Consider the following 25,974-nt stretch of genomic DNA (forward strand, 5'->3'; position numbering starts at 1 on the left):
CGTCCGAGGCGGCGCTCCACCAGACTGTGCTGATGATGTGGACGCGCGTGAGGGACTGGCTGATCGGTGCTCTGGGGATGCTCGTCGTCCTCGGGGTCGCCGTCGTGGTCCTCTGGTGGGCGGCGAGCAGCCCGGCCGGCGCGGGCGGGGGTGCGCCGGCGGTCGCGGACTCCGGACCGCCGCCCCGGGAAGAGCCCCAGGCGGAGCCCCCTTCCGGACTGGGCGAGGACGAGGTCTGGCTCGCCGATCTCGAGCTGGACGCCGGGACCGTGGTGGCTGCAGGCTCGACCCTGCGGGATGTCCGGGCCGTCGGGCAGGGCGTGGTCACCGGACCGACCGGGTTGGTCGCCGAGCGCCTCACCGTGGACGCGACGGTGCCGTTCGACGCCGTCGCCGCCGAGCTCGGCGGGGGCGCCGTGGTCCGCCCGGCCGACGACGGGCAGGTCACGGTGGTGCGCACCGTCCAAGCCCTGGGCCGGGACCTCCCCGTCACCGCCACCGGCACCGTCGACGTCGAGGACGGCAGGCTCGTCATGGAGCCGCGCTCGATCGACCTCGGCGGCCCCGGCTTCCTCTCCGATGGGATCGCCGCAATCGTCCGCCGCTTCGTCACGATCGAGCACGAGATCGAGGGCCTGCCCGAGGGGCTCGTGCTCCGGGACGTCGCCGTCCAGGGCGACGGGTTCCGTGCCAACCTCACCGGTGAGGGCGTCGCGCTCGCGCCCTGAGGCCGCCGCCGGTCGGCCCGACCTCCTGCCGCGGGCGCGGACCGTTCCGGGCCGGCGGCCGTGCGGGTCACCCACTTCGTCGCCGGGAGGCCGGGGTGGCCGCGGACTTCACGGCGCTCAGGCCCCGTCGGCCCCGGTGTCCCCACCGGTACCGCCGGCCAGGTGCAGGACCGCCGCGCCGTCGACGCGGTCCGCTGCCAGGTCCTCGAGCGCGCGGTCCGCGGCGCTGAACGGATACCGCTGGATGGTGGGGCGCAGCGGGATGCGTGCGGCGAGCGCCAGGAGTTCACGGCCGTCGGTCCGGGTGTTCGCCGTGACGCTGCAGAGCCGGCGTTCCTGGAAGAGCTCGTCCGCGTAGTGCAGTACCGGGATGTCGCTGAGGTAGATGCCCGCGATGGCCAGGGTGCCGCCGCGGTCCAGGGCGCGCAGGGCGGCGGGTACCAGGCCGCCGGCGGGCGCGAACAGGATGGCGGCGTCCAGCGGCTGCGGCGGTTCCGCGGCGGAGTCCCCCACGAAGACGGCGCCAAGATCCGCGGCCAGGCGCCGCGCGCTCGCCGAGCGGGTCATGACGGACACCTCCACGCCCTCGAACATCGCCACCTGCGCGGCGAGGTGGGCGGACGCCCCGAAGCCATAGATGCCGAGCCGGCCACCGGGCCGCACCCCGGACCGGCGCAGTGCCCGGTACCCGATGATCCCGGCACAGAGCAGCGGGGCCGCCTCCTCGTCGTCGAACCCCGGCGGTACCGCATACGCGAAGGCCTCGGGCACGGTCACGAGCTCGGCGTACCCGCCGTCGTCATCCCAGCCGGTGAACCGGGGGGACAGGCACAGGTTCTCGTCGCCCCGGAGGCAGAAGCGGCAGGCGCCGCACGTGGAGCGGAGCCACGCGATGCCCACGCTGTCGCCCACGCGGAAGAGCCGGCAGCCGGGTCCGGTGTCCACCACCGTGCCGACGATCTCGTGCCCCGGCACGGTGCGCGGGTGTTTCGCCGGCAGATCGCCCTCGACCAGGTGCAGATCCGTCCTGCACACCCCGCAGGCCCGGACGCCCACCAGCAGCTCACCGGGGCCGGGGACCGGGTCGGGCCGGGTGCCGAACACCAGCGTCGACGTGCTCCTCGTGCCGGGCCCGGCCGTGGGATCGGGGGAATCGTGCGCGGGGTCGTCAACCCACCACGCGCGCACGGCTCACCCCTCGATCCGTGGCGGGGCCGGCGCTACGCTCCGGTCCGCGGATCCGTCCACCCGCCTGTCCGTCGTCCTCGAGCGCCATGGGACCCCCTGGTAGAGGGCTCATCGTACGCTGCGGGGGGCGCCCGATCGGCTCTCCGGAGGGCGCCTCGCCCCTGCCGGGTGGTGGCCGGCTCCAGCGCCTCCGTGACGCCTGCGAGCCGTGGTGCGAGAATGACCGCATGCCGCACCAGGGAACACCCGTCGGGCGGGTCCGCGCGCTGTACCGCTATCCGGTGAAGTCGACGTCGGGCCAGGCGGTGGGCGCCGCCGCCGTCACCCCGTCGGGGCTCGAGCACGACCGCCGCTGGGCGGTCTACACGCACGACGGCGGGATCGCCAGCGGCAAGCGCACACGCCGCTTCCGGCCCGTCCCCGGGCTGCTGGACTGGACGTCGGAGCTGGACGGGCACGACGGCGTCCCCCTCCTCCGCAGTCCGGCGGGTGTCCCGTATCGGGTGGATGACCCTGCAGCCTCCGAGGCACTGACCACGGGGTTCGGCCAGGAGCTGGTGCTGAGGCAGGGGACCACGCTCCAGCACCACGACGAGTCGCCGCTCCACCTGCTGACGACGTCGTCCCTCGCCGCGCTCGCGGACCTGCTGGGCGGAATGGTGGAGGAACGTCGCTTCCGCCCTAATCTCGTCCTGGACACGGGGTCCGCTCCGCTGTTCCTCGAACGCGACTGGACGGGCGTGGAGCTTGCCATCGGGGCGGACGTGATCGTCACGGTCGATGCCGGCATGCCCCGCTGCACGATGATCGACCAGCCCCAGGCCGGGATGGGCGCCGGTCCCAAGGCGCTGAGGGCACTCTCCGTCCACAATGGGATGGAGTTCGGGGTGCAGGCCCGCGTCGACCGCATCGGAGCAATCAGCGTGGGAGATGTGGTGACCCTGCGAAGTACCGAGTCCTGATACATCACGGAGGAGAGAGCTGATGCGCAACGTGACCTACTCGATGGGGGTCTCCCTGGACGGCTACATCGTCGGTCCGGATGGTGGCTTCGACTTCACGACGCCCGACGAGGAGGTCTTCCGGTCCGCCATCGACGAGATCCGCACGGTCGGCGTCCACCTGCTGGGGCGCCGGCTCTACGAGACGATGCTGTACTGGGAGACCGCCGACCAGGACTCCTCGGCCGACGAGCCGGACCGCGAGTGGACCGCACTGTGGAAAGGGCTGCCGAAGGTGGTGTTCTCCCACTCGCTGTCCGCGGTGCGGGGGAGCAACACCCGTCTGGCGTCCGCCAGTCTGGCGGACGAGATCGAGCGCTTGCGCGCCGACCCGGCGGAGGGGGACATCGCCATCGGAGGGGCCACTCTCGCCGAGGAGGCGGCTGCGCTGGACCTCATCGACGAGTACCAGGTGCGGGTCCATCCGGTGCTGGTCGGGGGCGGCCGCCCGTTCTTCCCACGCCACCACCGCCGCGCGGACCTCGAACTCGTCGGCAGCCGTGTCTTCGGCTCGGGCGTCGTGATCTCCCGCTACCGCGTGAGGCACTGACCTCAGCGGGCGCCCACCCGGGCGGCGACGGCGACGATCTCCTGCATATAGGGGGCGACGACCTGCCGGGAGATCCTGCAGTCCAGCAGGAGGACTCCGTCGTCGTCGGACGCGAGCCAGCCCGCCACCGCGGCGAGGTCGTCGAGCGCGTCGATGGTCGCGGACCGCGCCCCGAGGGCCCGGGCGACGGCGGCGAAATCCACCTCGTCGATCAGCATGGGCCCCGGGTTTATGCCCCGAACGGCATATTGGTGGACCTCCGCTCCGTAGGCGGCGTCGTTGAAGACCACGATGACGGCGCGGCGTGCGGTCCTGATGACCGTGTCGAGATCGGCGAGGGCCATGAGCGCGCCGCCGTCGCCCGTGCACAGGACCACGGTGGAGTCCGGCAGCGCGCGGGCTGCACCGACGGCGCTGGGGAAGCCGAGACCGATGGTCTGGTACGCAGTGCCCACCATGATCAGGCGGTTCGGCGCGGGCACGCGCAGATACCCGGGCGCCCAGCCGATGAAGTGGCCGCCGTCCTGCACCACGGTCCGGTCCGCCGGCAGCATCCTGTCCAGCGCGCGGCACAGGCTCCGAGGGTCCAGCCGGCCGTCCGGTGCCGTCGGCTCGCCGTCGTCCCGGGCGTCATGGGCCCGCAGGGCGTCCCCGGCGGCACGCGTGCTCCACCGCTGCTCGCCCTCGCGGCGGTCGACGGCGGCGAGCAGCGCCTCCGCCGCGAGGCGTGCATCGGCGTGCACGAAGTCGGTGACGGCCGGCGAGGTGGGGCCGGCGGCGAGATCCACCTGGATGACCCGGGCGTCGGCGCCGAAGGAGTGGCCGAAGCGCAGCGTGAACTGGTTGAGCCGCGCGCCGAGGACCAGGACCACGTCGGCCTGCTCGATCAGACCGGCGGTGCGCTCCGAGGCCCAGCCGCCCGCGATGCCGAGGGCGGCGGCGTCCCCGAAGAGTCCCGCGCCGAGACCCGAGGTGGCGGTGAGGGCGCCGAGGCGGTCGGCGAGGTGTGCTGCCGCGTCGCCTGCCCCGCTCACCCAGGCGCCGCGGCCGGCCAGGACCAGGGGCCGTTCGGCGGACGAGAGTTGCGCCGCGACGCGGTCGACGTCACCCGCCGCCGGTGCCGGGCGGGGGAGGGGTGCCGGCGCCGCCGGGGTTTCCTCCTCGGCGGCCTCCGCAGCGGCGAGGTCGTACGGGATGGCCAGCACCACGGCCTCGCGGTGACGGAGCGCGTGCTCGACCGCCGCCGTCGTCACCGCCAGCGGACGAGCGGCGGAGACCGTGAACGTCGTGGCGCCGAGCCCCTTGGCCACGAGGGCCTGATCGACGTCCCACGCGCGCAGCCCGCTAGTGGGAGCATCACCGACCACGAGCAGCAGCGGGATGTCCGCCTGGACGGCCTCGGCCAGCGGGGTCAGCGCGTTCGTGAACCCGGCGCCGTACGTGGTGGTGGCGACGGCGAGGCGCCCGCCGGCCCGGTGGTAGGCGTCGGCGGCCGCGACGGCCCCGGCCTCGTGCCGCACCGCGGTGAAGTGCAGGGTGGGTGCGGCCATGACGGCGTCGAGGAAATGCGCGTTCCCGTTGCCCATGACGCCGAACACCTCGGTGGTGGCTGGCAGGAGGGCGGAGACGATGCGGGCGGAGACGGTGGCCATTGTCGGATCCTTGCAGGCGAAGTCCCCGTGGCACTGGTGCAGGCACACGGTCACCCGGGGACCTGGTGGGTGAATTCCGTATGTGCCTCGGGCGATGCCCTTATTGCCTCTTTTTCAGGCACGGCGCCCGTGGCGCCCGACGAGTGCCACTATAGCGGGCACGGCGCGCGGTTCCCCGCGTCCTCCCCGGCCGCTCCGCCCGCCGGGTCGGCCCGCCCGGTGGGCATGCGTGGACATGCCCACCGGGCCGGTAGCGGTCGGTGGGCATGTCCAGGGGTACGGCGGGCCGGGCCCGACGGCGTCGGCCGGTCAGGCGCGGTGCTCGGCCCCCGCGCCGGCGTCGTCCGTCTCCGCCTCCAGGGGCGCCCCCTTGGTCTCCTTGACCAGGGTGACACCGATGAAGGAGATGACGCAGAGGCCCATGATGTAGAGGCTGATGGAGCCGGACCATCCGGTGGCGATGAGGAGTGCCTCGGCGATGAGGGCTGCGAAGGCGCCACCGAGGATCGCCCCGAGGGCATAGCCGATGCCGATGCCGGAGTAACGGACGTTGGCGGGGAACATCTCGGCGTACATCGCGGACATGGGGCCGTAGGACAGCCCGAGTCCGATGGTGAGGACGAAGATGGCGATGCCGTACGCCCAGATGCTGCGGGTGTCGATCAGCATGAACATCGGGATCATCCAGACGAAGATGAGGCCGTAGCCGATCTGGAAGGTCCGCACGCGGCCGATGCGGTCGGACAGGATGCCGCCGTAGAGCGTGAAGATGAGCCAGCCGAAGGACGCGAGGAGCGTCGCGAGGAGCACGGGAGCCGCCGGCATGCCGAGGGTGCGCTGTGCGTAGGACGAGAGGAACGCGATCACGAGGTAGCCGGCGGCGTTGTTGCCGATGAAGATGACCGCGGCGAGGATCACGTGCTTCTTGTTGCTCTTCAGCAGGTCGCGCAGGGGGGTGGCGGTGTCGCGCTTCCGCTCGATCATGCGCTTGAAGACGGGGCTCTCGGCGACGGCGGCGCGGATGAAGTAGCCGACGACGATCAGGACCACGGAGAGCAGGAACGGGATGCGCCAGCCCCAGGCGAGGAAGTCCTCCGGGGACATCGAGCTGCGCAGCAGGAACAGCACCAGGGTGGCCAGGATCATGCCGACCGGGACGCCGATCTGCGGGTAGGCCCCCCAGAAGCCGCGCTTGTTCACCGGTGCGTGCTCGACGGCCATGAGGGCTGCGCCACCCCACTCCCCGCCGGCGGAGAAACCCTGCAGGATGCGCAGGAGCATGAGCAGGATCGGCGCCCAGATGCCGATCTGTGCGTAGGTGGGCAGCAGGCCGATCAGGGCGGTCGCGGACCCCATCAGGATCAGGGTGAAGACGAGCATCTTCTTCCGGCCGATCTTGTCACCGAGACGGCCCGCGACGACGGCGCCGAGGGGCCGGAAGAAGAAGCTGATACCGATCGTGGCCCAGGCGACGAGCTGGGCGAGACCGGGGCTCTCGCCCTCGAGCGGCCCGAAATACAGTGTCGCGAAGACGATGCCGGCGGCCTGGGCGAAGATGAAGAAGTCGTACCACTCGATCGTGGTGCCCACCATGGTGCCGGCGAGGACCTTGCGGTCGGCCGCACTCATGCCGTCCCGGGGCTGTGCGTCTGGACGCTCGGACGCTAGTGCCATGAAAAACTCCCTTGTTTTTGCAGTGCGTGGCTACTCGTGTGCCGGGTGAGGACGCCCTGGTCGTCGCCGTCGGGCACAAAATCGTATACGAATGCTAGGCCGCGCTTCGGTAAGGGTCAAGGGCTCCTCCTCGCCATGCAGGAAATCGTGGCGGTGGCGACCGCGGACCGGAGGGCGGGAGTCCTTGCACCGGGACCCCGAAGCCAGCAAGAGTGGGCGGGATGCACTCGATGGTTCAGAAGTAGGTGGTCATGAGACGATTCCGCCTCGAACACTGGCTCAAGACGAGCCTGTGGGTCGTGCCGGTGCTGTTCATCCTCGGGGGCATCGCCCTGTCCCTGATCACCACGTCGATCGACGACGGAGACATGATCCCCGAGAGTGTCACCGGCGACACCACGGCCGCGATGCAGATCCTCTATCTCATCGCTTTCGCGATGCTGACCCTCACGGGGCTGGTGCTGTCGCTACTGGTGCTGGTCGTCCAGCTCGCAATGGGCAGCTTCTCGCCGCGCATCGTCCGCCAGATCCTGCAGGACCGCCCTAGCCAGGTGGCGCTCGGCCTGTTCGCCGGTACGTTCAGCCACGCCCTGCTCTCGATGCGGGCCATCAGGACCACTCCCGACGGCGGGACCGTCCCTGGCCTTGCCGTCCTCATCGCCATCGTGCTGGTGCTCTCGTGCATCGCGACACTCGTCTGGTACCTGAATCACATCGGCCAGTCCCTGCGCGCCGCGGCGCTGGTCGGCTGGGTCGCCCACGACACGATGAGGACCCTCGATCGCGTCTACCCGGGACCGGGGACGGCGGCGGACCCTGATCCAGGCTTCGTCTCCGCGCCCCACGGCGGGGTCGTCTTCACCATCGACCACGGTCGCCTCATCCTCCTGGCCACGAAGGCGGATTGCCGGTTCGAACTGCTGTGGGCGGTGGGGGACTTCGTGCCGAAGGGGGCCTCGATCGTGCGCATCGTCGGCGATCCGTCCGGCATCTCCCACCGCGCCGTGAGCAGGGCCATCGTCACCGGCCCCGAGCGGACCATGAACCAGGACGTGGCCTACGGCCTGAGGATGCTGGTGGACATCGCCGAGCACTCCCTGTCAGGAGGGCCCCTCGATGATCCCACCACCGCCGTGCAGTCCATCGACCGCATCCATGACATCCTGCGCCAGATCGCCCAGCGACCGCTGCACGACGGCCGGTACGGGGACAGGGACGGGACGCTGCGGCTCACCGTGCCCACCATGCACTGGGAGGGCTACGTGCGCCTCGCGTTCGACGAGATCCGGCAGGCCGGCGCGGGATCACCCCAGGTCGTCCGGCGCCTGCGGGCAGCGCTGGAGGATCTGCTGACCGTCGCGCTCCCCGAGCGGCGAGCGGCGCTCGAGCACCAGCTGGCCCTGCTGACCGAGACCGCCGCCGCTTCCACGGGCAGCGACGCGGACCGCAGGGCCATGCTGGTGGCGGACCCGTCCGGAATCGGATCGGCGGACGAGCTCACCATGTCGCACCCCCTGCGCGACGGGCAGGGGTCCGCTGCACGGTGAACCCCCGTGCGCGGTCCCGGCTCGCCCGGCCGGTTTTGGTCGTAGTGTTCACGCGATGCGGTGATGTTCGTTGGGTAACTCGGAGCGATCCTCAGTAGTGTTTGACCATGGCCACCTTCCTCAGAAACAGCCGCGCCGCAGCGCTTCCCGCCAAGCTCTCACGATCCTGGCTGCTGGCCTCCGCGGCTTCCGAGGACACCTTCATCCCGGCCCTCACCTCCGAGGCCGACTCCGTGGTGTTCGACATGGAGGACGCCGTCCCCGCGGCAGGCAAGGCCGAAGCGCGGGAGCGCGTGGTCGAGGCCCTCTCCACCGGGATGACGGCGTGGGTGCGGGTCAACGGCATCGAGACGGAGTACTGGGCCGATGACCTGGCCGCCCTGTCCAGGGCGCCCGGCCTGCGCGGCGTCATGCTCGCCATGACGGAGAAGCCCGAACAGGTCACCCACACGGCCATGCGCCTCCAGGCGGGCACGCCCGTGCTGGCGCTCATCGAATCGGCGCTCGGCATCGAGAACGCGACGGCGATCGCCAGCGCGCCGGGCACGTTCCGCCTGGCGTTCGGCGTCGGCGATTTCCGGCGCGACACCGGTGCCTCCGACGACCCGATGGCGCTCGCCTATGCGCGGTCGAAGCTCGTGGTCGCCTCCCGCGTGGGGCAGCTGCCCGGACCGATCGACGGCCCCACCGTCGGCGCCCTGGGGGACGAGCTGCTCGAGGCCTGCAGGGTCACGGCCTCCATGGGGATGACGGGCAAGCTGTGCCTGCTGACCGATGCGACCGACACCATCAACCGCGGGCTGTCGCCCAGTGAGTCCGAGATCAGCTGGGCCGCCGAGCTCCTCCGCGAGCACGCCGCCGGCGCCGTGGTGGGTGACGGCTCCTACCTGCCGCGCCTGGCACGCGCGCAGAAGATCTCCTCCCTCGCGGACTCCTACGGGCTCTGGAACGCCTGACCGAAAAAATTCTTGGTGTTCCGTGCATCCGAATCGCCCCGCCATCGGGTAGTACCGGGTGTCAGCGAAAAAGCCCCGCCACGGGGCCACACCAAGGAGTAGCCATGCAACGAAGCCTGTACGCCATTGGAGCCGTCGCAGCCCTGGGAGCAGCGTCCATCGCCGCCCCGGCGACCGCAGCCGAAGCGCCGGCCGATGCGTCCCTGTCCGTCCTTCACGGCGTCCCCGACCTCACCGTCGACGTCTACGTCAACGGCGCCCTCACGCTGGACGACTTCACCCCGGGCACGCTGGCCGGTCCGCTCGCCCTGCCGGCGGGGAACTACCAGCTGGCCATCACGGCGTCGGACGCCGCGGATGCCAGTGCGCCGGTGATCGGTCCCGTCGACGTGACGCTGGAGGCCGGTGGGAACTACACCGCGACGGCGAATCTCGACGCCGCGGGGCAGCCGACGGCGAACTTCTTCACCAACGACGTCTCGACCATCGAGGCCGGCAAGACACGGCTGACGGTCCGCCACGTCGCGGCCGCTCCCGCCGTCGACGTCCTGGCCGGCGATGCGCCGATCGTCCAGAACCTCAGCAACCCGGACGAGGCTTCGCTGACCACGGATCCCGGCATGGTGTCGGCGGCCGTCGCAGCCACGGGCACCACCGATCCGGTGATCGGCCCTGCCGATCTGAACCTCCCCGAGGGCACCTCGACGATCGTCTATGCCTGGGGCAGCCTCGAGGCCGGCAACCTCGCGCTCGCCACCCAGTCGATCGAGGGACTCCACTCCTCGCCGGGTGCCGTCCCCGGAGGCCAGTCCGGCCTCGCGGCCCAGGACGACAACGGCGCGGCCGTCGGGATCGGGGCGTTCCTCCTGGTCCTGCTGGGCGGCGCGGCAGCCGTCGCCCGCCGTCGGACCGCCCGCGTCTGACACCAGTACTGCCGGGCGGGGAGGCACCCCACTCCTCCCCGCCCGGCACCCCATCTGCAGGAGAGTTCCGGACAGTGCATCCCAGACGATCAGCGACAGCCGCGGCGGTCCTCGCCTCCATCCTCCTCGTGGGATGCGCGCAGGCCGACGATCCGGCGGATCCGGCACCGGCCATCACGGCTCCCGTCCCCACCCGGTCGGCGCCCGCCGGCGACGCCGCAGTTCCGGCGCCCGACCCAGCCCCGGCGTCCGAGGCCGCCATGCCACCGACGGCGATCACCGACGTGCCCGTCCAGCCTGCGGACGGGGCGCTCCGGCCGCAGGACCCGGCCCCGGTCTCGCTCGTCGTCGCCGGCACCGACATCTCCGTGAAGGTCGTGGACGTCGGGATCGAGGAGAACGACGCCATGGAGATCCCCGACAGCTTCTACGAAGCGGGGTGGTACCGGTACGGCCCCGCGCCAGGCGCGGAAGCCGGCAATGCGGTGATCGCCGCCCACGTCGACAGCCTCACGGAGGTGATGCCCTTCGCCCAGCTGAAGGACGTCGCGATCGGGACCACCGTCACGGTGGGGCTGGAGGACGGGCGGTCACTGACCTATGCGGTCTCCGACGTACGGAACGTCCCGAAGGCCACGCTGGATGGGTCGGAGATCTTCGACCGCGACGGCGGCCACGAGCTCAAGATCATCACCTGTGGGGGTGAGTGGCTGCCCGAGGAAGGGGACTATGAGGATAATGTAGTGCTCACAGCCTTACCGCTCTGAGTCTGATGGGGTAAGAGCCTAGGATCACAGGATGCCGCATCGGTGCGGCATCGGCCCCGGCTTGAGGAGTGACACGTGGCATCTCCGGGCCCCGAGTGGACGAAGCAGCTCGACCTGGATTTCTCCGCAGGGGACGAGCGGGCGATGACCGCTGCGTACGAGTGTTTCTCCCCGCTCGTGTACACGATCGCCCTGCGATCGTTGAGGGACCGCGCGGCCGCCGCGGACGTCACCCAGGACGTGTTCGTCAGGGCCTGGCGATCGAGGGACCGCTTCGACCCGGAATCAGGGGTGGTGCCGGCGTGGATCATGGGGATCTGCCGGAACGTCATCCTCGACTCGCTCTCGGCCCGCAGCCGGCAGGAACAGCTGGTGGCCCGGGCCGGCTTCGCCCCGGAATCCGGCGCCGCCCTCGATCTCGGTGTGGACACCATCACCGACCGCGTGGTCCTGGGCTCGGAGCTGGAACGGCTCGGGGAGCCCCAGGGCTCCATCCTCAAGCTGGCCTTCTACGAAGACCTCACACATCAACAGATCTCGGCGCGGATGAATCTCCCCCTGGGAACCGTCAAGAGCCACATCCGAAGGAGTCTCGTGCACCTACGCAATCGATTGGGGGAGTGGAATGCAGCATCTTGATCCGGACGCCGTCGGACTCGCTGCGCTGGGTGAACCACTCGACCCCTGGTCGCAGGAGCACCTGGGACAGTGCGGCACGTGCGCGGCCGAGGTGGACGAACTGCGGAGCGTCGTCGCCGCCGCGAAAGCCGATGGTACCGTAGCGGTCCTCGAGCGGCCCGACCCGGCGATTTGGGAGTCCATCAGGGCCGAGCTCGGCCTGCGTGCGGAGGGCGCGGGGCCCGATGCGGAGTCGGTAGCGACCGTGCAGAACCTCTCTGCGGTCAGGGACAGGCCCGACCGCGGGAGGCGGCAGTTCTCCACCCGCTGGCTTGCGGTCGCCGCCGGTGTCGGCATCCTGGTGGGTGGAGGAGCGCTCTGGGGGTGGGAGACCCTGCGGCCGGGGGAGAACAGCGTGGTGCTGGCCCAGACCGAGCTCGAGCCGCTGCCCGGCTTCTCCGGCTCCGGGGAGGCGACGGTCTCGCGTGCCGAGGACGGCACCCGGAGCCTCGACGTGGACCTCGCCGGGGCGACGCCGGAGGGGTTCCTGCAGGTGTGGCTGATCGCCCCCGACCTGCAGGAGATGTACAGCGTCGGCCTGCTGGAGGCGGAGCATGGCAGCTTCGCGGTGCCGGACGACATCGACCTGGCGCAGTACCCCATCGTGGACATCTCCGACGAGCCCTTCGACGGGGACCCCACCCATTCCAGCGTCAGCATGGTCAGGGGCACGATCGGCGCCGTCGGAGGCTGAGCGCCGCCGCGGTCAGCGGACCAGGGCGCGCTCCTCCGCACCGTTGATGCGCGAGGTGCCGCCGCAGTTCGTGCACACCTGCAGGCGTGTCTTGTTCACGGTGAGGAGCGGGATGAAGAACACGGAGATCTTCGTCCTGCGCTGGATCACCTGCTGCGGTGCGAACCTCCCGCAGTAGCGGCAGGAAGCGGAGCGGGTGGACTGGAGGTGCTCACGTGTGGTGAGGCCGAAGAGGAAGAACATCTCTTCACGGTAAGGGCCCGACGACACAGAAGAAAGCCCCCTTAGTATTCCCTCTTCCGGCGCTCCGCGTGGTACTCAGGGGGGGGCGGGAGCCGTGCGGATCCCGCGGTAGTGCGCGGGCCAGTCCCTGACGGGGATGCGCGGAATCGTCCGGATGGTCCCCGCGGTGCCCCACTCGTTCTTCCCCAGCCGCGAGAGCGGCCTGAGCGCGGCGATCGAGGGGAGGTCGCCGTCGAGCACGTCCTCCGAGACCGCGGCGTGCAGCACCTCGCCGAAGACGAGGGTGCAGTCGCCCATCTCCTGGATCAGGTGCAGCCGGCACTCGAGCGCCACGGGGGATTCCAGGACCCGCGGTGGCTTCACCGCGGTGCTCGGCTCCCGGGTGAGCCCGGCGGCGTCGAACTCGCTGGTCTCCGGCGGGAAGTCGGTGGCGGTGGCGTTCACGGCCTCGAAGAGGTCCTCCGGGGTGAAGCTCACCACGAACTCGCCCGTGGCCTCGATGTTGCGCACGGAGTCCTTGCGGCCCACGGACGTGAACTGGACGATCGGCGGGTTGACCGACGCGATCGTGAAGAACGAGTGCGGCGCCAGGTTGTCCACGCCCTCAGCGGACGTCGACGAGACCCAGGCGATGGGGCGTGGCACGACGACGGAGGTCAGGAACTTGTAGAACGCGCGGCTGTTCGCGGGGTCCGGGACGACGTCCTTGCGCATCCGGACCTAGCCCTGCGCCGCGAGGAGGTCGCGGAGGCCGAGCGGGCGCCGCCCGGTGAGGTGCTCGACGTCGGGGGACACCTCGGCCAGCTCGCCGCGGGCGATGGCCGTGTACGTGCTCACCCAGGCTTCGACCTGCCAGCGCGGCGCGCCGTGGTGGGCCCGGGAGGCCATCGCCTCGTCGTACGTCTGGTCCTCGAACCGCACGGTCGCGGGGGTCGCCGCGCTGATGGTCGCAGCGGCCTCGGTCAGGGTGAAGGACTCCGGGCCGGTCAGCCGGTACGTTCTGCCTTCGTGGTCCGTGGGCGTCCGCAGCACTGCGGCGGCTGCCCGGGCGACGTCGGACCGGGCGACGGCGGAGAGCCGGCCGTCGCCGGCCGGACCGCGGATGACGCCGTCCTCCGCGAGGGCGGGTACGACGTCGAGGTAGAGATTGTCACGCAGGAAGGTCCAGGCCATGCCGGAGCGCCGCAGGTACTCTTCCGTGGCCCAGTGGTCACGGCCGAGCAGGAACGTGGCGTCGGGGGAGGCGCCGAGGAACGAGGTGTAGACGACGTGCCGCACGCCGGCCGCCTTCGCCGCGTCGATGAAGGTGCGGTGGGTCGCCACGCGGTCGGCCTCCTCGGCAGCGGAGACCATGAACAGGACATCGACGCCCGCGAGCGCCGCGGCGGAGGCGTCGGCGTCGGCGTACGTGCACTGCCGGATGACGGCGTCGGCGAGATGCTCCGCCCGGTCCGGTGACCTGACCGGGAGGATCAGCGGCACCCCTTCGGCGGCGAGCTCCCGGGCGACACGTCCGCCCACCATGCCGGTCGACCCTGTGACTGCGATGCGCTGCTCCATGCCCGGAACAGCCACGGCGGGGACGGAAATATTTCCTCCCCGCTTCACCGTCTGTTCGCCGACCGATGGTCCGCGGGCCGCCGGGCGCCGCTAGGCTCCTTCGAATGGCTGGACGGTTCGTGGCGATCGGGGACTCCTTCACCGAGGGGGTCGGTGACTGGAACAACTCCTTCCCCAACGGGGTGCGGGGCTGGGCGGACCGCGTGGCCAAGCAGCTGGGGCGCCAGGACCCCGCATGGGAGTACGCGAACCTCGCGATCCGCAGCAAGCGGCTGCACCACGTGCGGGACGAACAGGTGGACCGCGCGCTGGCCCTCGAGCCGACCCTCGTCAGCCTCTACGCCGGCGGCAACGACATCCTCGAGCTGCGTACCGACATGGCATCCCTCATGCGGGAGTACGAGTCCGTGGTGGCGCGCATCGCGGCATCGGGCGCCCGTCCGCTCCTGTTCACCGGGTTCGACATCCCGCTGAGCCCCGTCTTCGAGCCGATGAAGCGCCGCAATTGGCTCTACAACGACCACGTGCGGCGCATCGCGCGAACGTACGACGCCGTCCTCGTGGACTACTGGTGCTTCGACGAGTACTCGGATCCGGGACTGTGGGACGCCGACCGGCTGCACATGTCCCCCGCTGGGCACCGGAACCTGGCGGCGCACGTGCTGCGGGTCCTCGGCGTTGACCACTCCCTCACGCCGCGCCTGCCCGAGCGGGAGGGGTATGCGGGGCTGGTGGCGGGGCTGCGCCGCGAGTCGGCCTGGCTCGGGGAGTGGGTGGTGCCGATGTTCGGGCGGCGCCTGCGGAAGGTGACGCTGGGTGACGACCTGCAACCGCGATGGCCGGAACCCGTCCGCCCGGCCGACGGGCTGAAGCGCCTGGCCCGCGCCCGACAGGCGGCCGCGGCCCAGGTCGGGCACCCGTCGTCCCGAGGCGATGCACGGTGGCCGCGGAGCGGCGACTAGACTCGGCGCCTATGGATCACATGCGCAGGCTCCGCACCCCGATCGTCTGGCTCCTCGTCGCCGCCCTGGTCCTCAGCATCGGTGCGGGTTTCTTCTCCGTCATCTTCTAGTACCTTCCGGCCGGTGCGCGCCTGCGGCAGGATTGCCCTTGCCGCCCATAGTCCTCGAGGCCGGCTACCGCCAGTGCGGTCCGGCGTGGTCCTCGACTTGTCGGTGGTGTCCTCGCGCGCCTAGGGTCGTAAGTAGGCTTAGCTTTACCGGCGGGCCGACCTTCGTTCCGGCGTCCGTCGCGGCGCAGGACACGCACAAACCCAGGGAGAACACTCATGACCTCCGAGAGCACCACAGGATCGACCGACCAGTACACCTTCCAGAACCCCGTCACCAGGTTCGAGAGCATCACCCCTCCTGCCGAGCACACGGCGGAGCCGGGACTCGAGTCCAGCATGGAGATCAAGGCCGACCGCGGCGAGACCTCCTACCGCGGCACGGGCCGCCTCACGGGTCGCAAGGCCCTCATCACCGGCGCGGACTCCGGGATCGGCGCCGCCGTGGCCATCGCCTTCGCCCGCGAAGGAGCCGACGTCGCCCTGTCCTACCTCCCCGAGGAGGAAGGCGACGCGCAGGTCGTCAAGGCACTCATCGAGGCGGAGGGCCGCACGGCCGTCTGCATCCCGGGTGACCTGAAGGACCCCGCGTACTGCATCTCCCTCGTGCAGCAGGCCGTGGACGGCCTCGGCGGACTGGACACCCTCGTCAACAACGCCGGCAAGCAGGTGGCCGTCGAGTCGCTCGAGGACCTGAGCGACGAGCAGCTGGACCACACGTACAAGACGAACATCTACTCGTTCTTCCGGGTGACCAAGGAGGCGCTCAAGCACCTCGAGCCCGGCTCGGCGATCATCAACTCGACCTCGATCCAGGCCTACGAGCCCTCGCCCACCCTCGTGGACTACGCGAGCACCAAGGCCGCGATCAACAACTTCACCAAGGGACTCGCGCAGCAGCTCGCGCCCAAGGGCATCCGCGTCAACGCTGTGGCGCCCGGACCCATCTGGACGCCGCTGCAGCCCTCGGGCGGACAGCCGAAAGAGGCACTGCCCGAATTCGGGAAGGACACCCCGCTGGGCCGTGCGGGCCAGCCGACCGAACTCGCGCCCGCCTACGTCTTCCTGGCGTCCTCCGAGTCGAGCTACGTGCTCGGCGAGACCCTGAACGTCAACGGCGGCATGCCTTCGCCGTAGGTCCTGACGGCAGACCACAGCAGCCCCGGACTCCTGTGAGTCCGGGGTTGCTGTGTTGTACGGTGCTGGACGGTTACGGCGCCTCGTCCAGGGCGTCGAAGTCCGCGCGGTCGATCCGGCGGTGGTACCGCATGCCGGCGAGACCACCGAGGATGGCCCCGACGAGTGCGATGGCGGCCACCACGAGCAGGGCGAGGAGCCCGGGACCCGTGAAGTCCTGCAGGGCGGGGAGACCGAGACCCTGGACCCGCTCGGTGACGCTCGCCTGGTTGCCGACGATGAGTCCGATGATCGCTAGAACGAGGGTGACGACCACTGCCCAGAGCCAGACGGCGACACCCTGCTTGGCGCCACTGAAGCGTGCCATGCGTCCGGCGACGTAGCCGCCGGTGTAGTAGGCGACGAGCAGCATGATGCCGAGGACGACGGCGGTCGTGATGGCCGCGGTCTGCGCCTCGCCCGAACCGCTCGTGAGGTCCTGCATGGAGAGGGTGCCGCCGACGCCGAACAGCGCGGCCAGGCCGCCCACGACCGCGGAGAGTAACACGAACATGCCCGTCGCGGTGAGCCAGCCGAAGAACGCGGAGCCGAACTTCATGCCCCCGAAGTGTTCCTTCTCCCGCTGGTGCAGCAGCTTGCGGTCGGATGGGCTGGGCACACCCGAGCCGGCCACGGCGCCGCGGGGGAGGGGGCGGTCGGTGCCGGGATCGGCGGTGCCGCGCTCCTCGCGCTTCCCGGCGGGCGTCACGGGGACCACCTGCGTGTGGGCCTGCGTCCTCGTGTGCTCCGCAGGGCGCGGCTCGTCCCGCGAGGCGGAGATCGGCGCCGCCTGCCGGCGGGTGGGGGTGCTGTCCTCGGTGTCGGCCGAACTACCGGAATACATGCCCGGGACGTAGTCGCCGACCGAGTCGTCGTCGGACTCGTACCCGCTCCCGGCGTCGTTCCCTCCGCTCCGCGCCGACGACGGCGCCACGGCCGACGCGCCGGAGCCGCTCTCTCCGGCTCCCGTGCGGTGGGTGTCCATCAGTTCGGTGGGGTTGTCCTGGGTCTGGGCGTGCTCGGACCCGACGGCGCCGCGGCGCTCGCCGTCCGTGTTCCCTGTTGCCGGTGTACTCATCGGTCCTCCTGATCTCAGGGCCCGCAGGCTCGCTAAGGTGGCTTAGTATTCCTTTGAAGTATCCCATGACGGCGGGTGGAAAGACCGGTGGCGCCGCGCCGCACCGGGGGATCGAAGACTGGGGCCATGGATCCTCAGCTGTTCATGACCGTGGTGTGCGGGGCCCTGATCGCCGTGGGCATCGCGGGGGTCGTGGTGCCGGTGCTGCCGGGCAGCATCCTGATCATCGTGTCGCTGCTCGTCTGGGCGCTCACGGTGGGGAGCGCCACGGGCTGGACGGTCTTCGCGATCGGGACCGTCCTTGCGGGTGCCGGTCTCGCCGCCGGACTCGTCCTCACCGGCAGGACCCTCCGGCAGCGCCGGATCCCGGGCCGGTCCGTCACCATCGGTGTGCTCGCGGGGATCGCGGGCATGTTCCTCATCCCCGTCGTCGGCCTGTTCGTCGGGTTCGCCCTCGGGCTGTTCCTGAGCGAGTTCGCCCGGCAGCGGAACGTGCGGGAGGCGGTGACCTCGAGCCTGCATGCCCTGAAGGCGACGGGCTTCGGGATCCTGGCCGAGCTGGCGCTCGCCTGCCTGGCCGGGGCCACCTGGGTCATCGGGGTCTGGGTCTACTTCGCCGGCCAGTAGGCGTCAGGACTCCCCCGAGAGGGTCAGCGCCGCGACGATCAGTGCGAGGTGGCTCAGCCCCTGCGGCAGGTTGCCCATGAACGCGTTGTCGGACGGTTCGATCATCTCGGCCATGATGCCGACGTCGTTGGCCAGGGGCACGAGCTCCTCCATCAGGTGCACGGCCTCGTCCCGGCGGCCGACGGCGACGAGCGCCGACACCATCCAGTAGGCGCACGCCACGAACGTCGCCTCCTCCTCCTGCATCCCGCTGTAGCGGTAGAGCAGGGGGCCCGCGCCGAGCTCCCCGCGGAGGGCGTCCAGGGTGGAGGACATGCGCGGTCCGCGATCGAAACCGCTCATCGCATGCAGGAGGATCGAGGCGTCGAGCTCGGTGGACCCCGGGTACCAGATGTAACTCTGGCGTTCCTCGGACCAGCCGTGCTCATGCACCCAGTCGCGGATGCGGTCGCGCTCCGCGGCCCACCGCTCGACGGGCCCCTGGAGCTGGCCACGCTCGGCCAGCAGGACGGCGCACCGCAGTGCGTTCCAGCACCCGAGCTTGGAGGTCACGTAGTGCCGTTCTTCCGGCAACTCCCACATGCCGGCGTCGCGGCGCTGCCAGATGTCGCAGGTGAGGTCGGCGAGGTCGGCGAGTTGGCGCATCGTCGCCGGATCGAGGGCGTGGCCTGCCTGGACGTACTGCCACACGATGTCGAAGATGTCCCCGAACACGCCGAGTTGCAGCTGGCCCGCGGCGGGATTGCCGTCGACGACGGGCCCGATATGGCGCCAGCCGGTCAGGTCCGGGCGTCCGGTGCCCTCGGGGATGTCACCGTTGAGCCGGGTGAAGACCTCCAGCTCGGTCCCCTGCGCCCGCAGGTTCTTCAGCATCCACGACACGGCGGCGTGGACCTCCTCGCGGACCCCCGCCCGGGTGAGGGCATGCAGGGTGTAGGCGGTGTCCCGCACCCACGCGTAGCGATAGTCCCAGTTCTTGCCGCCCCCGACGCTCTCGGGAAGGGAGGTCGTGGCTGCGGCGGCGATCGATCCGGACGGGCTGTGCAGCAGGAGCTTCAGGATGAGGGCGCTGCGCAGGACCGCGTGCCGGTACTCGCCGTCGTAGGCGAAGTTGTCCGACCACGACTGCCAGTTGGCGATGGTGCGGTCCACGCCGTCGTCGATGGTCTGCGGGTCCGGGAGCGGGAGTGGCTCGCCGTGCGTGGAGACGACAGCGACCAGGTGCCTCGAGTCCGGTGACGTGGTGAAGGCGCCCGCGACGGACCGCCCCTGGGAGTGCCGGAGGCCGTGGTCGATGCCGAGGATACCGAGCGCGACGCCGTCGATGCGCAGGATCGGATGCCCTGCGCCGGTATCGACCCACGGCGATGCGGCGCCGAAACAGGTGCCGGGTGCGACGGCCCATGCCATCTCCACGGAACCGGTCAGGCCGTCGATACGCCGGGCGAGCTCGCCCCACGGAAGGCGGCCGGCCACTCCCGTGTTGAGCGAATCCGTGACCCGCACCGTGCCGGCGGCAGTGGTGTAGGTGCTCTCCAGGACGTTGGAGCCGTCCGCGTAGCGGCGCTCCACCGAGAAGTCCCCCGTGGGGGCGAGGGACAGGAAGCCCTCCTGCGCATCCAGCAGACGGGCGAAGGCCGGCGACGAATCGAGGTCCGGGGTCGGATACCAGTCGATGGACCCGTCGAGAGCCACCAGCGCCACCGTCCGGCCGTCGCCGATCGCCGCGTAGGAGCGGAGATCCACGAAGCCCGCCTCATCCCGGAGTGCGATACCGTGCCTTCCTGTCCCGTGGTGTCCTGCCGCTGCTACCTGCCGTTGTAGCGCGTCTTGCTGGCACGCGACGGCTGGCCCCGCCGGTTCATGAGGCGTGATGCGATGACGGGTACGAGGGCCCAGAGGATTCTCTTCAGCAGCATGGTGTGTCCTTACGGTCGGGTCCGGCCGCGAGGGTCACGGCCGGTCGATTCATCATCCTACTGATCATTTACCGCGTGGTCCGGTTCTCGGTGACGAACGTAGCCAGCGCGCGGAGCTGGGCATCACGTGCTATCGGGTTCAGGTACATCATGTGCCCGGCCTCGTGGTAGTGGTGCGTGAAGCGGGCCCGGGCGGCGTCGTCGAGATTCATGTGCGCCCAGACGTACTCGGCTGCGAAGTGGGGTGTGGCGCCGTCGTGGTAGCCGTAGTCGACGTGCACGCGCAGGGCGGGATTGTGCACGAGGAGACGTTCGAGGACGCCGGAGACGTCGACGGGGGCGCCCTCGAACGTCCGGTAACTCCACGGCTGGACGCGGGCGGTGAGGATCTCGTAGGGGAGGTCGTTCTCGTAGCCGAGTTCGGCCCGGACGTAGTGGTTCATCGCGGCCGAGTACGGTCCGGTGATCGCCCGCATGCTCGGGTCGTCGAAGGAGTCCGAGGCCTGCTGGTTCTCGGGGCGGGCAGCGAACCGGCCGTCGATGCGGCCGACCGCGAGGCCGTCCCCGCGCAGGAGCTCGGCAGCGAACTCGTGGTACGCCCAGCGGAGATTCGTCCGGCGGATGAAGCCCTCGTCGAGCGTGGTGATGGCGTGCAGTCGCGCGACGACGTCGTCGTATTCCGCCGGGCTCAACCGGCTGCCCTGCGTCAGGGCGTAACCGAAGTCGCGCGCCGCGAACTCCTCGGCCTCACGGAGCACGTCGGAGAGCTCGCGGTCCCCGTGCCGCCCGTGGTAGTGGGCGATGGCGGCGTAGGTGGGGAGGTGGAGCGCGTAGGGCAGGTCACTGCCCGGGAAGAAGCGCAGCGTGGACATGTTGAGCACGGTGGAGATCAGGCCGAGCCCGTTGACGGCCATGCCGCAGGCGTCGAACAGGCGCCCGGCCACCGCGACGGCACGCAGCGTGCCATAGGACTCGCCGACGAGATACTTGGGGGAGAGCCAGCGGTTGTTGCGCGTGGTCCAGAGGCGGATGACCTCCGCCACGAGGTCGCGGTCCTGGACGAACGCGTGGAACTCGTCGGCCGCCTCACCGTCGACGACGCGGGAGTAGCCGGTGTTCACCGGGTCGATCATGACGAGGTCGCTCGATTCCAGCAGGCTGTCCGGGTTGTCGACGAGCCCGAAGGGCGCGGGCGTCATGGCGCCGACGTCCCCCGAGTCCACCAGGCGCGGACCCAGCAGCCCCAGGTGGAGCCACACGGAGGCGGACCCGGGGCCGCCGTTGAAGGCGAAGGTGACAGGCCGGTCCGGCTCGGCGTCCTGCTTGGTGTACGCCACGAGGAAGATCTCGGCCTTCGGCTTGAAGCCGTCCACCTTGCCGTCCTTCGTCTCCTCGCGCCGCAGGACGAGCCGCCCGGTCGTCGTCGTGTACTTCAGCCCCGAGGCGGACGTGTGCTCCCTGACGGCGAAGTCGTCCGACACCTCCTTGGCCCGTGCATCCTGTTCCCGCGCGGCAGTGGTGGGTGTGTCCGTCGTCTCATCAGCCATGCCAGAAGACTACCGGTAGTTCTCCGAGGCAACAGCTCAGGAGTCGGCGGGCGTCGTCGCCCGGGGGCCCGTCGCCGGGCGCGCGTCACCCTGGGCGTGGTCCGCCGAGCCTGCGGCCGCGGCGTCCCGGGACCACTGGGTGTTCTGCTGCGGCCTAGCGAAGAACAGCGCGGCGAGGAAGCCGATGATGATGACGCCGGCCGGCAGGTAGAGGGACTGGCCCATCGAGAGGGCGTAGCCGGTCTTCGCCTCGTCGGGCAGTGCTCCTCCGGGGGTGGCGCTCATGCCGCCGCCGTCGAGGTTCGTCATCAGGCGTGACTGCATCATCGCCGCGATCGCAGCGCTCCCGAGCACGGCGCCCATCTGGCGGGTGGTGTTGTAGACCCCGGACCCTGCTCCCGCCAGCGACGGGGCGAGGTTCCGGGTGGCGGTGAGTGACACCGGCGCCCAGATCCCCGCGCTGGAGAGACCGAGCAGGGAGATCGGCAGCAGGAGCTGCCAGATCGGGACGTCCGGCGTGAGGATGGACCCCAGCCAGAAGAGGGACGCCGACATGCCGGCGAAACCCGCGATCGCCATGTACTTCGGGTTGCCCCGCTGGACGAATTTGCCGACGAAGGGGGCGAGGGCGCCGGAGATGACGGCCATCGGGGTCAGGAGCAGCGCCGCCTGCGTGGGCGAGAGGCCCCGGACGGTCTGCGCATACAGCATGAGGGGCAGCGCCATGGTGGTGATGGCGAAGCCCATGGCGCTGATGGAGGTGTTGGCGAGGGAGAAGTTGCGGTCCCGGAACAGCCGCAGTGGCACCAGGGGCTCGCCGCGGTTGATCTTCTGCCAGACCACGAAGGCGACGAGCAGCACGATGCCCGTGATGATCAGCGACCAGACGGACAGGGGGCCGGCGATGGTTCCCCAGTTGTAGGTCTCACCCTCCTGGATGCCGAAGACGAGGCAGAACAGGCCGGCTGCGCTGAGGAACACACCGAGCATGTCGAAGCGGTGGGACGTGGTGGGCAGGGTCGGGACGAGGCGGGAGGCGAGGATGAAGCCGATGACGCCGATCGGGACATTGATGAAGAAGATCCACTCCCACCCGGCGGAGTCCACGAGGATGCCGCCGAGCACGGGGCCCACGAGGGTTGCGATGCCGGCGACGGAACCCCACAGGCCCATGGCGGCACCGCGCCGCTCGGGCGGGAAGATCCGGGTGATGACCGACATGGTCTGCGGCGTCATGAGCGCGGCACCCAACCCCTGCAGCACGCGGGCGAGGATGAGTGCCTCCACGGTGCCGGAGAGCCCGCACCAGGCGCTCGAGAGGGTGAAGACCACCAGCCCCACCAGGTAGATGCGCTTCGGCCCGAAGCGGTCACCCAGCCGGCCCGTCACGAGCAGCGGTACGGCGTAGGCCAGCAGATAGGCGCTCGTCACCCAGATGACACTGTCGATGCCGGCGTCCAGCCCCTCCATGATGGCCGGGGTGGCAACCGAGACGATCGTCGAATCCACGAGGATCATGAAGAAGCCGATGACGAGCGACCAGAGGGCCGGCCACGCCCTGATCTCGTCGTGCTTCGAGGGACCGGCGGTTGCCGGGGTGGGGGTGCTGGACATGGGGAGAAGACTACGCCCGCGCGCTGACATCCACGCTGAGGGCGGGAACCACCCGCGCTTTGGGCGTAGGGGGAACTTCTGGGTACAGTGTTGGTGTTCGGAAGTAGTATCCGGGGCTTTAGCTCAGTTGGTAGAGCGTTTCGTTCGCAATGAAAAGGTCAGGGGTTCGATTCCCCTAAGCTCCACTCGATCCCACAGCACGTGCATGCTGTCGGTGCCCCGGTGATCGGCGGGTAGGTTCGTCCGCCGATCGGGTAGCGGTATGGCGTCGGCTGCCATTGACAGCCCGACAAATCCAGGCGTAGCTTGTTGCGGTGCACGACCTGACTGACGCGCACGGTGATGACCGTTCCGTCGGCGGACCCGTCGCCTTCACGGCATCCACCCCTTATCCGGGCAGGACGCACCACGGCTGCACTCCTGCCGCACTCGGGAGCCTGAGATGAACATCCAGAACAAGCTGTGTCTTTCCTTTCTCGCCACGCTGTCCCTCGTCGCGGGGCCGGCCTCTGCCGCATCGGCCAACGGGGAGGAGGTTCCCGCCCCCTGGCCGCCGGCGGACACGGACGGCGAGTACGTGCCCGTCCCCGACGACTACTACGACCCCATCGAGTTCCCGGCGTGCGGGACCAGCGTCACCATGACCTCCGGAGACGTCCGAGACGTCCACTACAAGTCCACGCTCAAGGACGACGGGTCGACGGTGATCAGGTACCGGGGCGATGGCACCGTGGACCTGACGGCGACCCCTGGCGGGGACCTCCCCGACGGAGGCTTCATCGACGAACTGGACGTCTCCGGGCCGGGCAGCCAGCGGATCTCGGCGGACAGGTCGACCGTCGTGGAGACGTTGGAAGGGCCTTCGATCGTCTATCCGGTGAGTGCGACCGACTCGGCGGAGCTGGACAGAGGAGGGTTCCCGGAGCTCTTCTACTTCGAGGACGGGAAGCTGAGGATCGAGATCAGCCTCTCGGAGGACGAGGACGCCGTCGAACCCGATGCGGTCGAGATCGTCAGGGACACCACCAGTGGCGTGGTCGATCTGTGCGAGGCCCTCGAGGAGTCGGCGGAACATCCCTAGCCGACCGATGAAGACCGCCTTCCCGTCGCGCCGCGTCGCCTACTCCTCGTCGGGGTCCTTCCGCGTCCAGGGCTTCGCCGCGAGGATCCGTGCGAGTGGTCCGAGCCAGGACATCACCACGAGCAGGGTGAAGGTGCTGCTCAGGGAGGAGCCGAGCGTGGTGGACGGGAAGAGCTGATGGACGCCCACGAGGACCGCGGCCACGAGGAGCACCTTCTTGATCGCAGTGAGCACGTGCCACGGGACGGGCCGTGGCCAGGGCGTGAAGTCGGCCGTGTCGGTGTTCCCGGGCTGCTCGTCCCAACTCATCTGACCCTCCCTGCAACATGGCGTGGAACTCCATTATCCACGCGGGAGGTGCCTCAGCCGAGGACGGCCCAGCGCCGGGCCGGTACGAGCGCCGTGTCCGCGCCGCCGTCGACCGCCGCATGTCCGGCGAGGACGGACGACGCGCCGGCGACACCGACGCGCTGGGCCTCGTGGGAGAGATTCAACACCACGACGAGCGCGTCGGAGCCGAGCGCGGTGCGGTAGGCGAGCACCTCGTTGGACAGGTGGAGCACCTGGGTCCTCGCCCGGTGCAGCCATGCGTGCCGGCGGCGCAGCCCGATGAGCTCCTGATGCAGGGCGACGACGGGCCCGCCGATCGGGGAGAGGTCCTGCGGCGAGCGCGGGAAGAGGGGGCGGACGTCGTCGTCGCCCCCGGCGCGGTCCGCCTTGATGCCGCGGTAGCCCTGCTCGTCCCCGTAGTACACGGAGGGCGTCCCGCCGACCGTGAAGAGGACGACGACGGCGTGCTCCACGAGGGACGCGTCCTCGAGCCTGCTCGCGATGCGTGTGACGTCGTGGTTCCCGATGAAGGTCAGCGGCGCGAAGGCCGCGAGGAGCGCGTCATGGCGCTCGAGGGCCGCGGCGAGCTCGTAGAGGTTCGCATCGTTGAGCGAACTCCAGATCGCCTTCCACAGCTCGTACTGAGTGGTGGAATCGATGCCGCCGGACTGGACCGCCGCAGCGTAGTCCCCATGGATGTACTCGCCGACGAAGTAGGCGTCGGGGTGCGCCTCCCGGACCCGCCGCGTCACCCCGGCCCAGAACGACGACGGCACGGCGTAGGCGGCGTCGAGCCGCCAGCCGTCCGCCCCGCGTCCCAGCCAGTACTCCATGACTTCGACGACGAAGTCCGCGACCGCGGGCTCCTCGTGGTTCAGGGCCACGAGGTGGTGGTGGCCCTCGAAATCGCGGTACCCAGGTTCGACGCCGGGCCCGGCGCCGTCGGGCCAGTCGAGGGAGAACCAGGCAGTGGTCGGCGCGTCCGGCCCCTGGGCGAGGACCTGCTGGAACGGCGCGAAGGAGCGCCCCGTGTGGTTGAAGACGCCGTCGAGGATGATACGCAGTCCGCGCTTGTTCGCCTCCGCGACCAGGGTGTCGAAGTCATCGAGCGTGCCCAGCCGGGGATCGATGGCGAAGTAGTCCGTGGTGTCGTAGCCGTGCGTCTCGGAGGCGAAGACGGGCCCGAGTGCCAGCCCCGACATGCCCAGGTCCACGGCGTAATCGAGCCACGGGATCAGACCGAGCAGGCGATGCGCCTCGGCCGGCTCCTGGGTGGCGGACTTCTCCGCGCCCACGAAGCCGAGGGGGTACACCTGCCACCAGATCGCGTGCTGGACCCACTCGGGTTCGTTCATGGCACAGGCCTTCCCGT

Annotated in this window: 25 protein-coding genes and 1 tRNA gene; 14 read left to right on the top strand and 12 right to left on the bottom strand. The window is 70.3% G+C overall.

The features are described 5' to 3' along the window. Nucleotides 1-32: 32 nt before the first annotated feature. The gene (locus AC4D2E_RS14415) at nucleotides 33-728 is read left to right on the top strand and encodes an LmeA family phospholipid-binding protein (RefSeq protein ID WP_490953058.1); all 696 of its coding nucleotides are present in this window, start codon (nucleotides 33-35) and stop codon (nucleotides 726-728) included. Nucleotides 729-845: 117 nt separating this feature from the next. Here the strand turns inward: AC4D2E_RS14415 and AC4D2E_RS14420 are convergent, their stop codons facing one another. Beyond that, complete coding sequence (locus AC4D2E_RS14420) at nucleotides 846-1,916, bottom strand: zinc-dependent alcohol dehydrogenase family protein (protein WP_490953059.1); 1,071 nt, start codon at nucleotides 1,914-1,916, stop codon at nucleotides 846-848. A 227-nt stretch (nucleotides 1,917-2,143) separates the two neighbouring features. Here AC4D2E_RS14420 and AC4D2E_RS14425 point away from each other — a divergent pair, with 227 nt between their 5' ends. Both AC4D2E_RS14425 and AC4D2E_RS14430 read left to right on the top strand, forming a co-directional pair. After that, the gene (locus tag AC4D2E_RS14425) at nucleotides 2,144-2,878 is read left to right on the top strand and encodes an MOSC domain-containing protein (RefSeq protein ID WP_490953060.1); all 735 of its coding nucleotides are present in this window, start codon (nucleotides 2,144-2,146) and stop codon (nucleotides 2,876-2,878) included. A 22-nt stretch (nucleotides 2,879-2,900) separates the two neighbouring features. Then, nucleotides 2,901-3,467, top strand: a complete 567-nt coding sequence (locus tag AC4D2E_RS14430) for a dihydrofolate reductase family protein (protein WP_104167812.1) — start codon at nucleotides 2,901-2,903, stop codon at nucleotides 3,465-3,467. A 2-nt stretch (nucleotides 3,468-3,469) separates the two neighbouring features. Here the strand turns inward: AC4D2E_RS14430 and AC4D2E_RS14435 are convergent, their stop codons facing one another. Together AC4D2E_RS14435 and AC4D2E_RS14440 are read right to left on the bottom strand one after the other, a co-directional pair. Next, nucleotides 3,470-5,119 (bottom strand): thiamine pyrophosphate-binding protein, encoded by a 1,650-nt coding sequence (locus AC4D2E_RS14435; protein WP_490953061.1) that lies wholly within the window; start codon nucleotides 5,117-5,119, stop codon nucleotides 3,470-3,472. Nucleotides 5,120-5,428: 309 nt separating this feature from the next. Then, on the bottom strand, nucleotides 5,429-6,793 hold the full coding sequence (locus tag AC4D2E_RS14440) for an MFS transporter (RefSeq protein WP_104167814.1): 1,365 nt from the start codon (nucleotides 6,791-6,793) through the stop codon (nucleotides 5,429-5,431). A gap of 251 nt (nucleotides 6,794-7,044) precedes the next feature. Between AC4D2E_RS14440 and AC4D2E_RS14445 the strand changes: the two genes are divergently transcribed. The 6 genes from AC4D2E_RS14445 to AC4D2E_RS14470 all read left to right on the top strand — a co-directional run bounded on the left by AC4D2E_RS14445 (nucleotide 7,045) and on the right by AC4D2E_RS14470 (nucleotide 12,358). Beyond that, nucleotides 7,045-8,340 (top strand): DUF2254 domain-containing protein, encoded by a 1,296-nt coding sequence (locus tag AC4D2E_RS14445; RefSeq protein WP_490953062.1) that lies wholly within the window; start codon nucleotides 7,045-7,047, stop codon nucleotides 8,338-8,340. Between the two features lie 107 nt (nucleotides 8,341-8,447). Then, on the top strand, nucleotides 8,448-9,296 hold the full coding sequence (locus AC4D2E_RS14450) for an HpcH/HpaI aldolase/citrate lyase family protein (protein WP_104167816.1): 849 nt from the start codon (nucleotides 8,448-8,450) through the stop codon (nucleotides 9,294-9,296). Between the two features lie 104 nt (nucleotides 9,297-9,400). Next, a complete protein-coding gene (locus tag AC4D2E_RS14455) occupies nucleotides 9,401-10,219 on the top strand; it encodes a DUF4397 domain-containing protein (protein WP_490910257.1) in 819 nt (272 codons plus the stop codon). Between the two features lie 74 nt (nucleotides 10,220-10,293). Beyond that, complete coding sequence (locus tag AC4D2E_RS14460) at nucleotides 10,294-10,986, top strand: class F sortase (RefSeq protein WP_490953063.1); 693 nt, start codon at nucleotides 10,294-10,296, stop codon at nucleotides 10,984-10,986. Between the two features lie 75 nt (nucleotides 10,987-11,061). After that, entirely contained in the window at nucleotides 11,062-11,625 is a 564-nt protein-coding gene (locus AC4D2E_RS14465) for an RNA polymerase sigma factor (RefSeq protein WP_258069871.1), read from the top strand. Continuing rightward, a complete protein-coding gene (locus tag AC4D2E_RS14470; RefSeq protein ID WP_490953064.1) occupies nucleotides 11,612-12,358 on the top strand; it encodes an anti-sigma factor in 747 nt (248 codons plus the stop codon). The genes AC4D2E_RS14465 and AC4D2E_RS14470 overlap by 14 nt, the downstream gene beginning before the upstream one ends. A 12-nt stretch (nucleotides 12,359-12,370) precedes the next feature. On the opposite strand, the gene AC4D2E_RS14475 is transcribed toward AC4D2E_RS14470, so the two are convergent. The 3 genes from AC4D2E_RS14475 to AC4D2E_RS14485 form a co-directional block, all read right to left on the bottom strand. Then, complete coding sequence (locus AC4D2E_RS14475) at nucleotides 12,371-12,601, bottom strand: zinc-ribbon domain-containing protein (RefSeq protein WP_104167819.1); 231 nt, start codon at nucleotides 12,599-12,601, stop codon at nucleotides 12,371-12,373. A gap of 75 nt (nucleotides 12,602-12,676) precedes the next feature. Beyond that, complete coding sequence (locus AC4D2E_RS14480; RefSeq protein ID WP_490953065.1) at nucleotides 12,677-13,315, bottom strand: flavin reductase family protein; 639 nt, start codon at nucleotides 13,313-13,315, stop codon at nucleotides 12,677-12,679. A gap of 6 nt (nucleotides 13,316-13,321) precedes the next feature. Beyond that, entirely contained in the window at nucleotides 13,322-14,176 is an 855-nt protein-coding gene (locus AC4D2E_RS14485; protein WP_490953066.1) for an SDR family oxidoreductase, read from the bottom strand. Between the two features lie 89 nt (nucleotides 14,177-14,265). Between AC4D2E_RS14485 and AC4D2E_RS14490 the strand changes: the two genes are divergently transcribed. After that, nucleotides 14,266-15,123 carry an SGNH/GDSL hydrolase family protein gene (locus tag AC4D2E_RS14490; RefSeq protein WP_258069872.1) on the top strand — a complete coding sequence of 286 codons (858 nt, stop codon included), beginning with the start codon at nucleotides 14,266-14,268 and terminating at the stop codon, nucleotides 15,121-15,123. A 326-nt stretch (nucleotides 15,124-15,449) separates the two neighbouring features. Next, nucleotides 15,450-16,367, top strand: a complete 918-nt coding sequence (locus tag AC4D2E_RS14495; RefSeq protein WP_104167823.1) for an SDR family oxidoreductase — start codon at nucleotides 15,450-15,452, stop codon at nucleotides 16,365-16,367. Between the two features lie 73 nt (nucleotides 16,368-16,440). Here the strand turns inward: AC4D2E_RS14495 and AC4D2E_RS14500 are convergent, their stop codons facing one another. After that, the gene (locus tag AC4D2E_RS14500; RefSeq protein WP_490910252.1) at nucleotides 16,441-17,484 is read right to left on the bottom strand and encodes a hypothetical protein; all 1,044 of its coding nucleotides are present in this window, start codon (nucleotides 17,482-17,484) and stop codon (nucleotides 16,441-16,443) included. 126 nt (nucleotides 17,485-17,610) lie between these two features. Here AC4D2E_RS14500 and AC4D2E_RS14505 point away from each other — a divergent pair, with 126 nt between their 5' ends. Next, a complete protein-coding gene (locus AC4D2E_RS14505; protein ID WP_104167825.1) occupies nucleotides 17,611-18,111 on the top strand; it encodes a DUF456 domain-containing protein in 501 nt (166 codons plus the stop codon). A 3-nt stretch (nucleotides 18,112-18,114) separates the two neighbouring features. Here the strand turns inward: AC4D2E_RS14505 and AC4D2E_RS14510 are convergent, their stop codons facing one another. From AC4D2E_RS14510 to AC4D2E_RS14520, 3 genes are all read right to left on the bottom strand, one after another. Then, on the bottom strand, nucleotides 18,115-19,857 hold the full coding sequence (locus tag AC4D2E_RS14510) for a glycoside hydrolase family 15 protein (RefSeq protein ID WP_490953067.1): 1,743 nt from the start codon (nucleotides 19,855-19,857) through the stop codon (nucleotides 18,115-18,117). 241 nt (nucleotides 19,858-20,098) lie between these two features. Beyond that, complete coding sequence (locus AC4D2E_RS14515) at nucleotides 20,099-21,577, bottom strand: S10 family peptidase (RefSeq protein WP_490953068.1); 1,479 nt, start codon at nucleotides 21,575-21,577, stop codon at nucleotides 20,099-20,101. A gap of 36 nt (nucleotides 21,578-21,613) precedes the next feature. After that, nucleotides 21,614-23,191 carry a DHA2 family efflux MFS transporter permease subunit gene (locus AC4D2E_RS14520; protein WP_490953069.1) on the bottom strand — a complete coding sequence of 526 codons (1,578 nt, stop codon included), beginning with the start codon at nucleotides 23,189-23,191 and terminating at the stop codon, nucleotides 21,614-21,616. Nucleotides 23,192-23,303: 112 nt separating this feature from the next. On the opposite strand from AC4D2E_RS14520, the gene AC4D2E_RS14525 reads away from it, so the two are divergent. Both AC4D2E_RS14525 and AC4D2E_RS14530 read left to right on the top strand, forming a co-directional pair. Then, nucleotides 23,304-23,376 (top strand) — tRNA-Ala (locus tag AC4D2E_RS14525). 257 nt (nucleotides 23,377-23,633) lie between these two features. Beyond that, on the top strand, nucleotides 23,634-24,272 hold the full coding sequence (locus AC4D2E_RS14530; protein WP_490953070.1) for a hypothetical protein: 639 nt from the start codon (nucleotides 23,634-23,636) through the stop codon (nucleotides 24,270-24,272). Between the two features lie 39 nt (nucleotides 24,273-24,311). Here the strand turns inward: AC4D2E_RS14530 and AC4D2E_RS14535 are convergent, their stop codons facing one another. Next, nucleotides 24,312-24,581: a hypothetical protein gene (locus tag AC4D2E_RS14535; protein WP_490910248.1), complete on the bottom strand. Its 270-nt coding sequence runs from the start codon at nucleotides 24,579-24,581 to the stop codon at nucleotides 24,312-24,314. A gap of 53 nt (nucleotides 24,582-24,634) precedes the next feature. Beyond that, entirely contained in the window at nucleotides 24,635-25,957 is a 1,323-nt protein-coding gene (locus tag AC4D2E_RS14540; RefSeq protein WP_490953071.1) for an alpha-amylase family glycosyl hydrolase, read from the bottom strand. Nucleotides 25,958-25,974 lie beyond the last annotated feature (17 nt).

The organism is Arthrobacter sp. TJ-265 (assembly GCF_058269135.1).

Coding starts and splice junctions, on each gene's coding strand:
- AC4D2E_RS14415 (WP_490953058.1), top strand. CDS start 33: ATGATGTGGACGCGCGTGAGGGACTGGCTGATCGGTGCTCTGGGGATG.
- AC4D2E_RS14425 (WP_490953060.1), top strand. CDS start 2,144: ATGCCGCACCAGGGAACACCCGTCGGGCGGGTCCGCGCGCTGTACCGC.
- AC4D2E_RS14430 (WP_104167812.1), top strand. CDS start 2,901: ATGCGCAACGTGACCTACTCGATGGGGGTCTCCCTGGACGGCTACATC.
- AC4D2E_RS14435 (WP_490953061.1), bottom strand. CDS start 5,119: ATGGCCACCGTCTCCGCCCGCATCGTCTCCGCCCTCCTGCCAGCCACC.
- AC4D2E_RS14440 (WP_104167814.1), bottom strand. CDS start 6,793: ATGGCACTAGCGTCCGAGCGTCCAGACGCACAGCCCCGGGACGGCATG.
- AC4D2E_RS14445 (WP_490953062.1), top strand. CDS start 7,045: ATGAGACGATTCCGCCTCGAACACTGGCTCAAGACGAGCCTGTGGGTC.
- AC4D2E_RS14450 (WP_104167816.1), top strand. CDS start 8,448: ATGGCCACCTTCCTCAGAAACAGCCGCGCCGCAGCGCTTCCCGCCAAG.
- AC4D2E_RS14455 (WP_490910257.1), top strand. CDS start 9,401: ATGCAACGAAGCCTGTACGCCATTGGAGCCGTCGCAGCCCTGGGAGCA.
- AC4D2E_RS14470 (WP_490953064.1), top strand. CDS start 11,612: ATGCAGCATCTTGATCCGGACGCCGTCGGACTCGCTGCGCTGGGTGAA.
- AC4D2E_RS14475 (WP_104167819.1), bottom strand. CDS start 12,601: ATGTTCTTCCTCTTCGGCCTCACCACACGTGAGCACCTCCAGTCCACC.
- AC4D2E_RS14480 (WP_490953065.1), bottom strand. CDS start 13,315: ATGCGCAAGGACGTCGTCCCGGACCCCGCGAACAGCCGCGCGTTCTAC.
- AC4D2E_RS14490 (WP_258069872.1), top strand. CDS start 14,266: ATGGCTGGACGGTTCGTGGCGATCGGGGACTCCTTCACCGAGGGGGTC.
- AC4D2E_RS14495 (WP_104167823.1), top strand. CDS start 15,450: ATGACCTCCGAGAGCACCACAGGATCGACCGACCAGTACACCTTCCAG.
- AC4D2E_RS14500 (WP_490910252.1), bottom strand. CDS start 17,484: ATGAGTACACCGGCAACAGGGAACACGGACGGCGAGCGCCGCGGCGCC.
- AC4D2E_RS14505 (WP_104167825.1), top strand. CDS start 17,611: ATGGATCCTCAGCTGTTCATGACCGTGGTGTGCGGGGCCCTGATCGCC.
- AC4D2E_RS14515 (WP_490953068.1), bottom strand. CDS start 21,577: ATGGCTGATGAGACGACGGACACACCCACCACTGCCGCGCGGGAACAG.
- AC4D2E_RS14520 (WP_490953069.1), bottom strand. CDS start 23,191: ATGTCCAGCACCCCCACCCCGGCAACCGCCGGTCCCTCGAAGCACGAC.
- AC4D2E_RS14530 (WP_490953070.1), top strand. CDS start 23,634: ATGAACATCCAGAACAAGCTGTGTCTTTCCTTTCTCGCCACGCTGTCC.
- AC4D2E_RS14535 (WP_490910248.1), bottom strand. CDS start 24,581: ATGAGTTGGGACGAGCAGCCCGGGAACACCGACACGGCCGACTTCACG.
- AC4D2E_RS14540 (WP_490953071.1), bottom strand. CDS start 25,957: ATGAACGAACCCGAGTGGGTCCAGCACGCGATCTGGTGGCAGGTGTAC.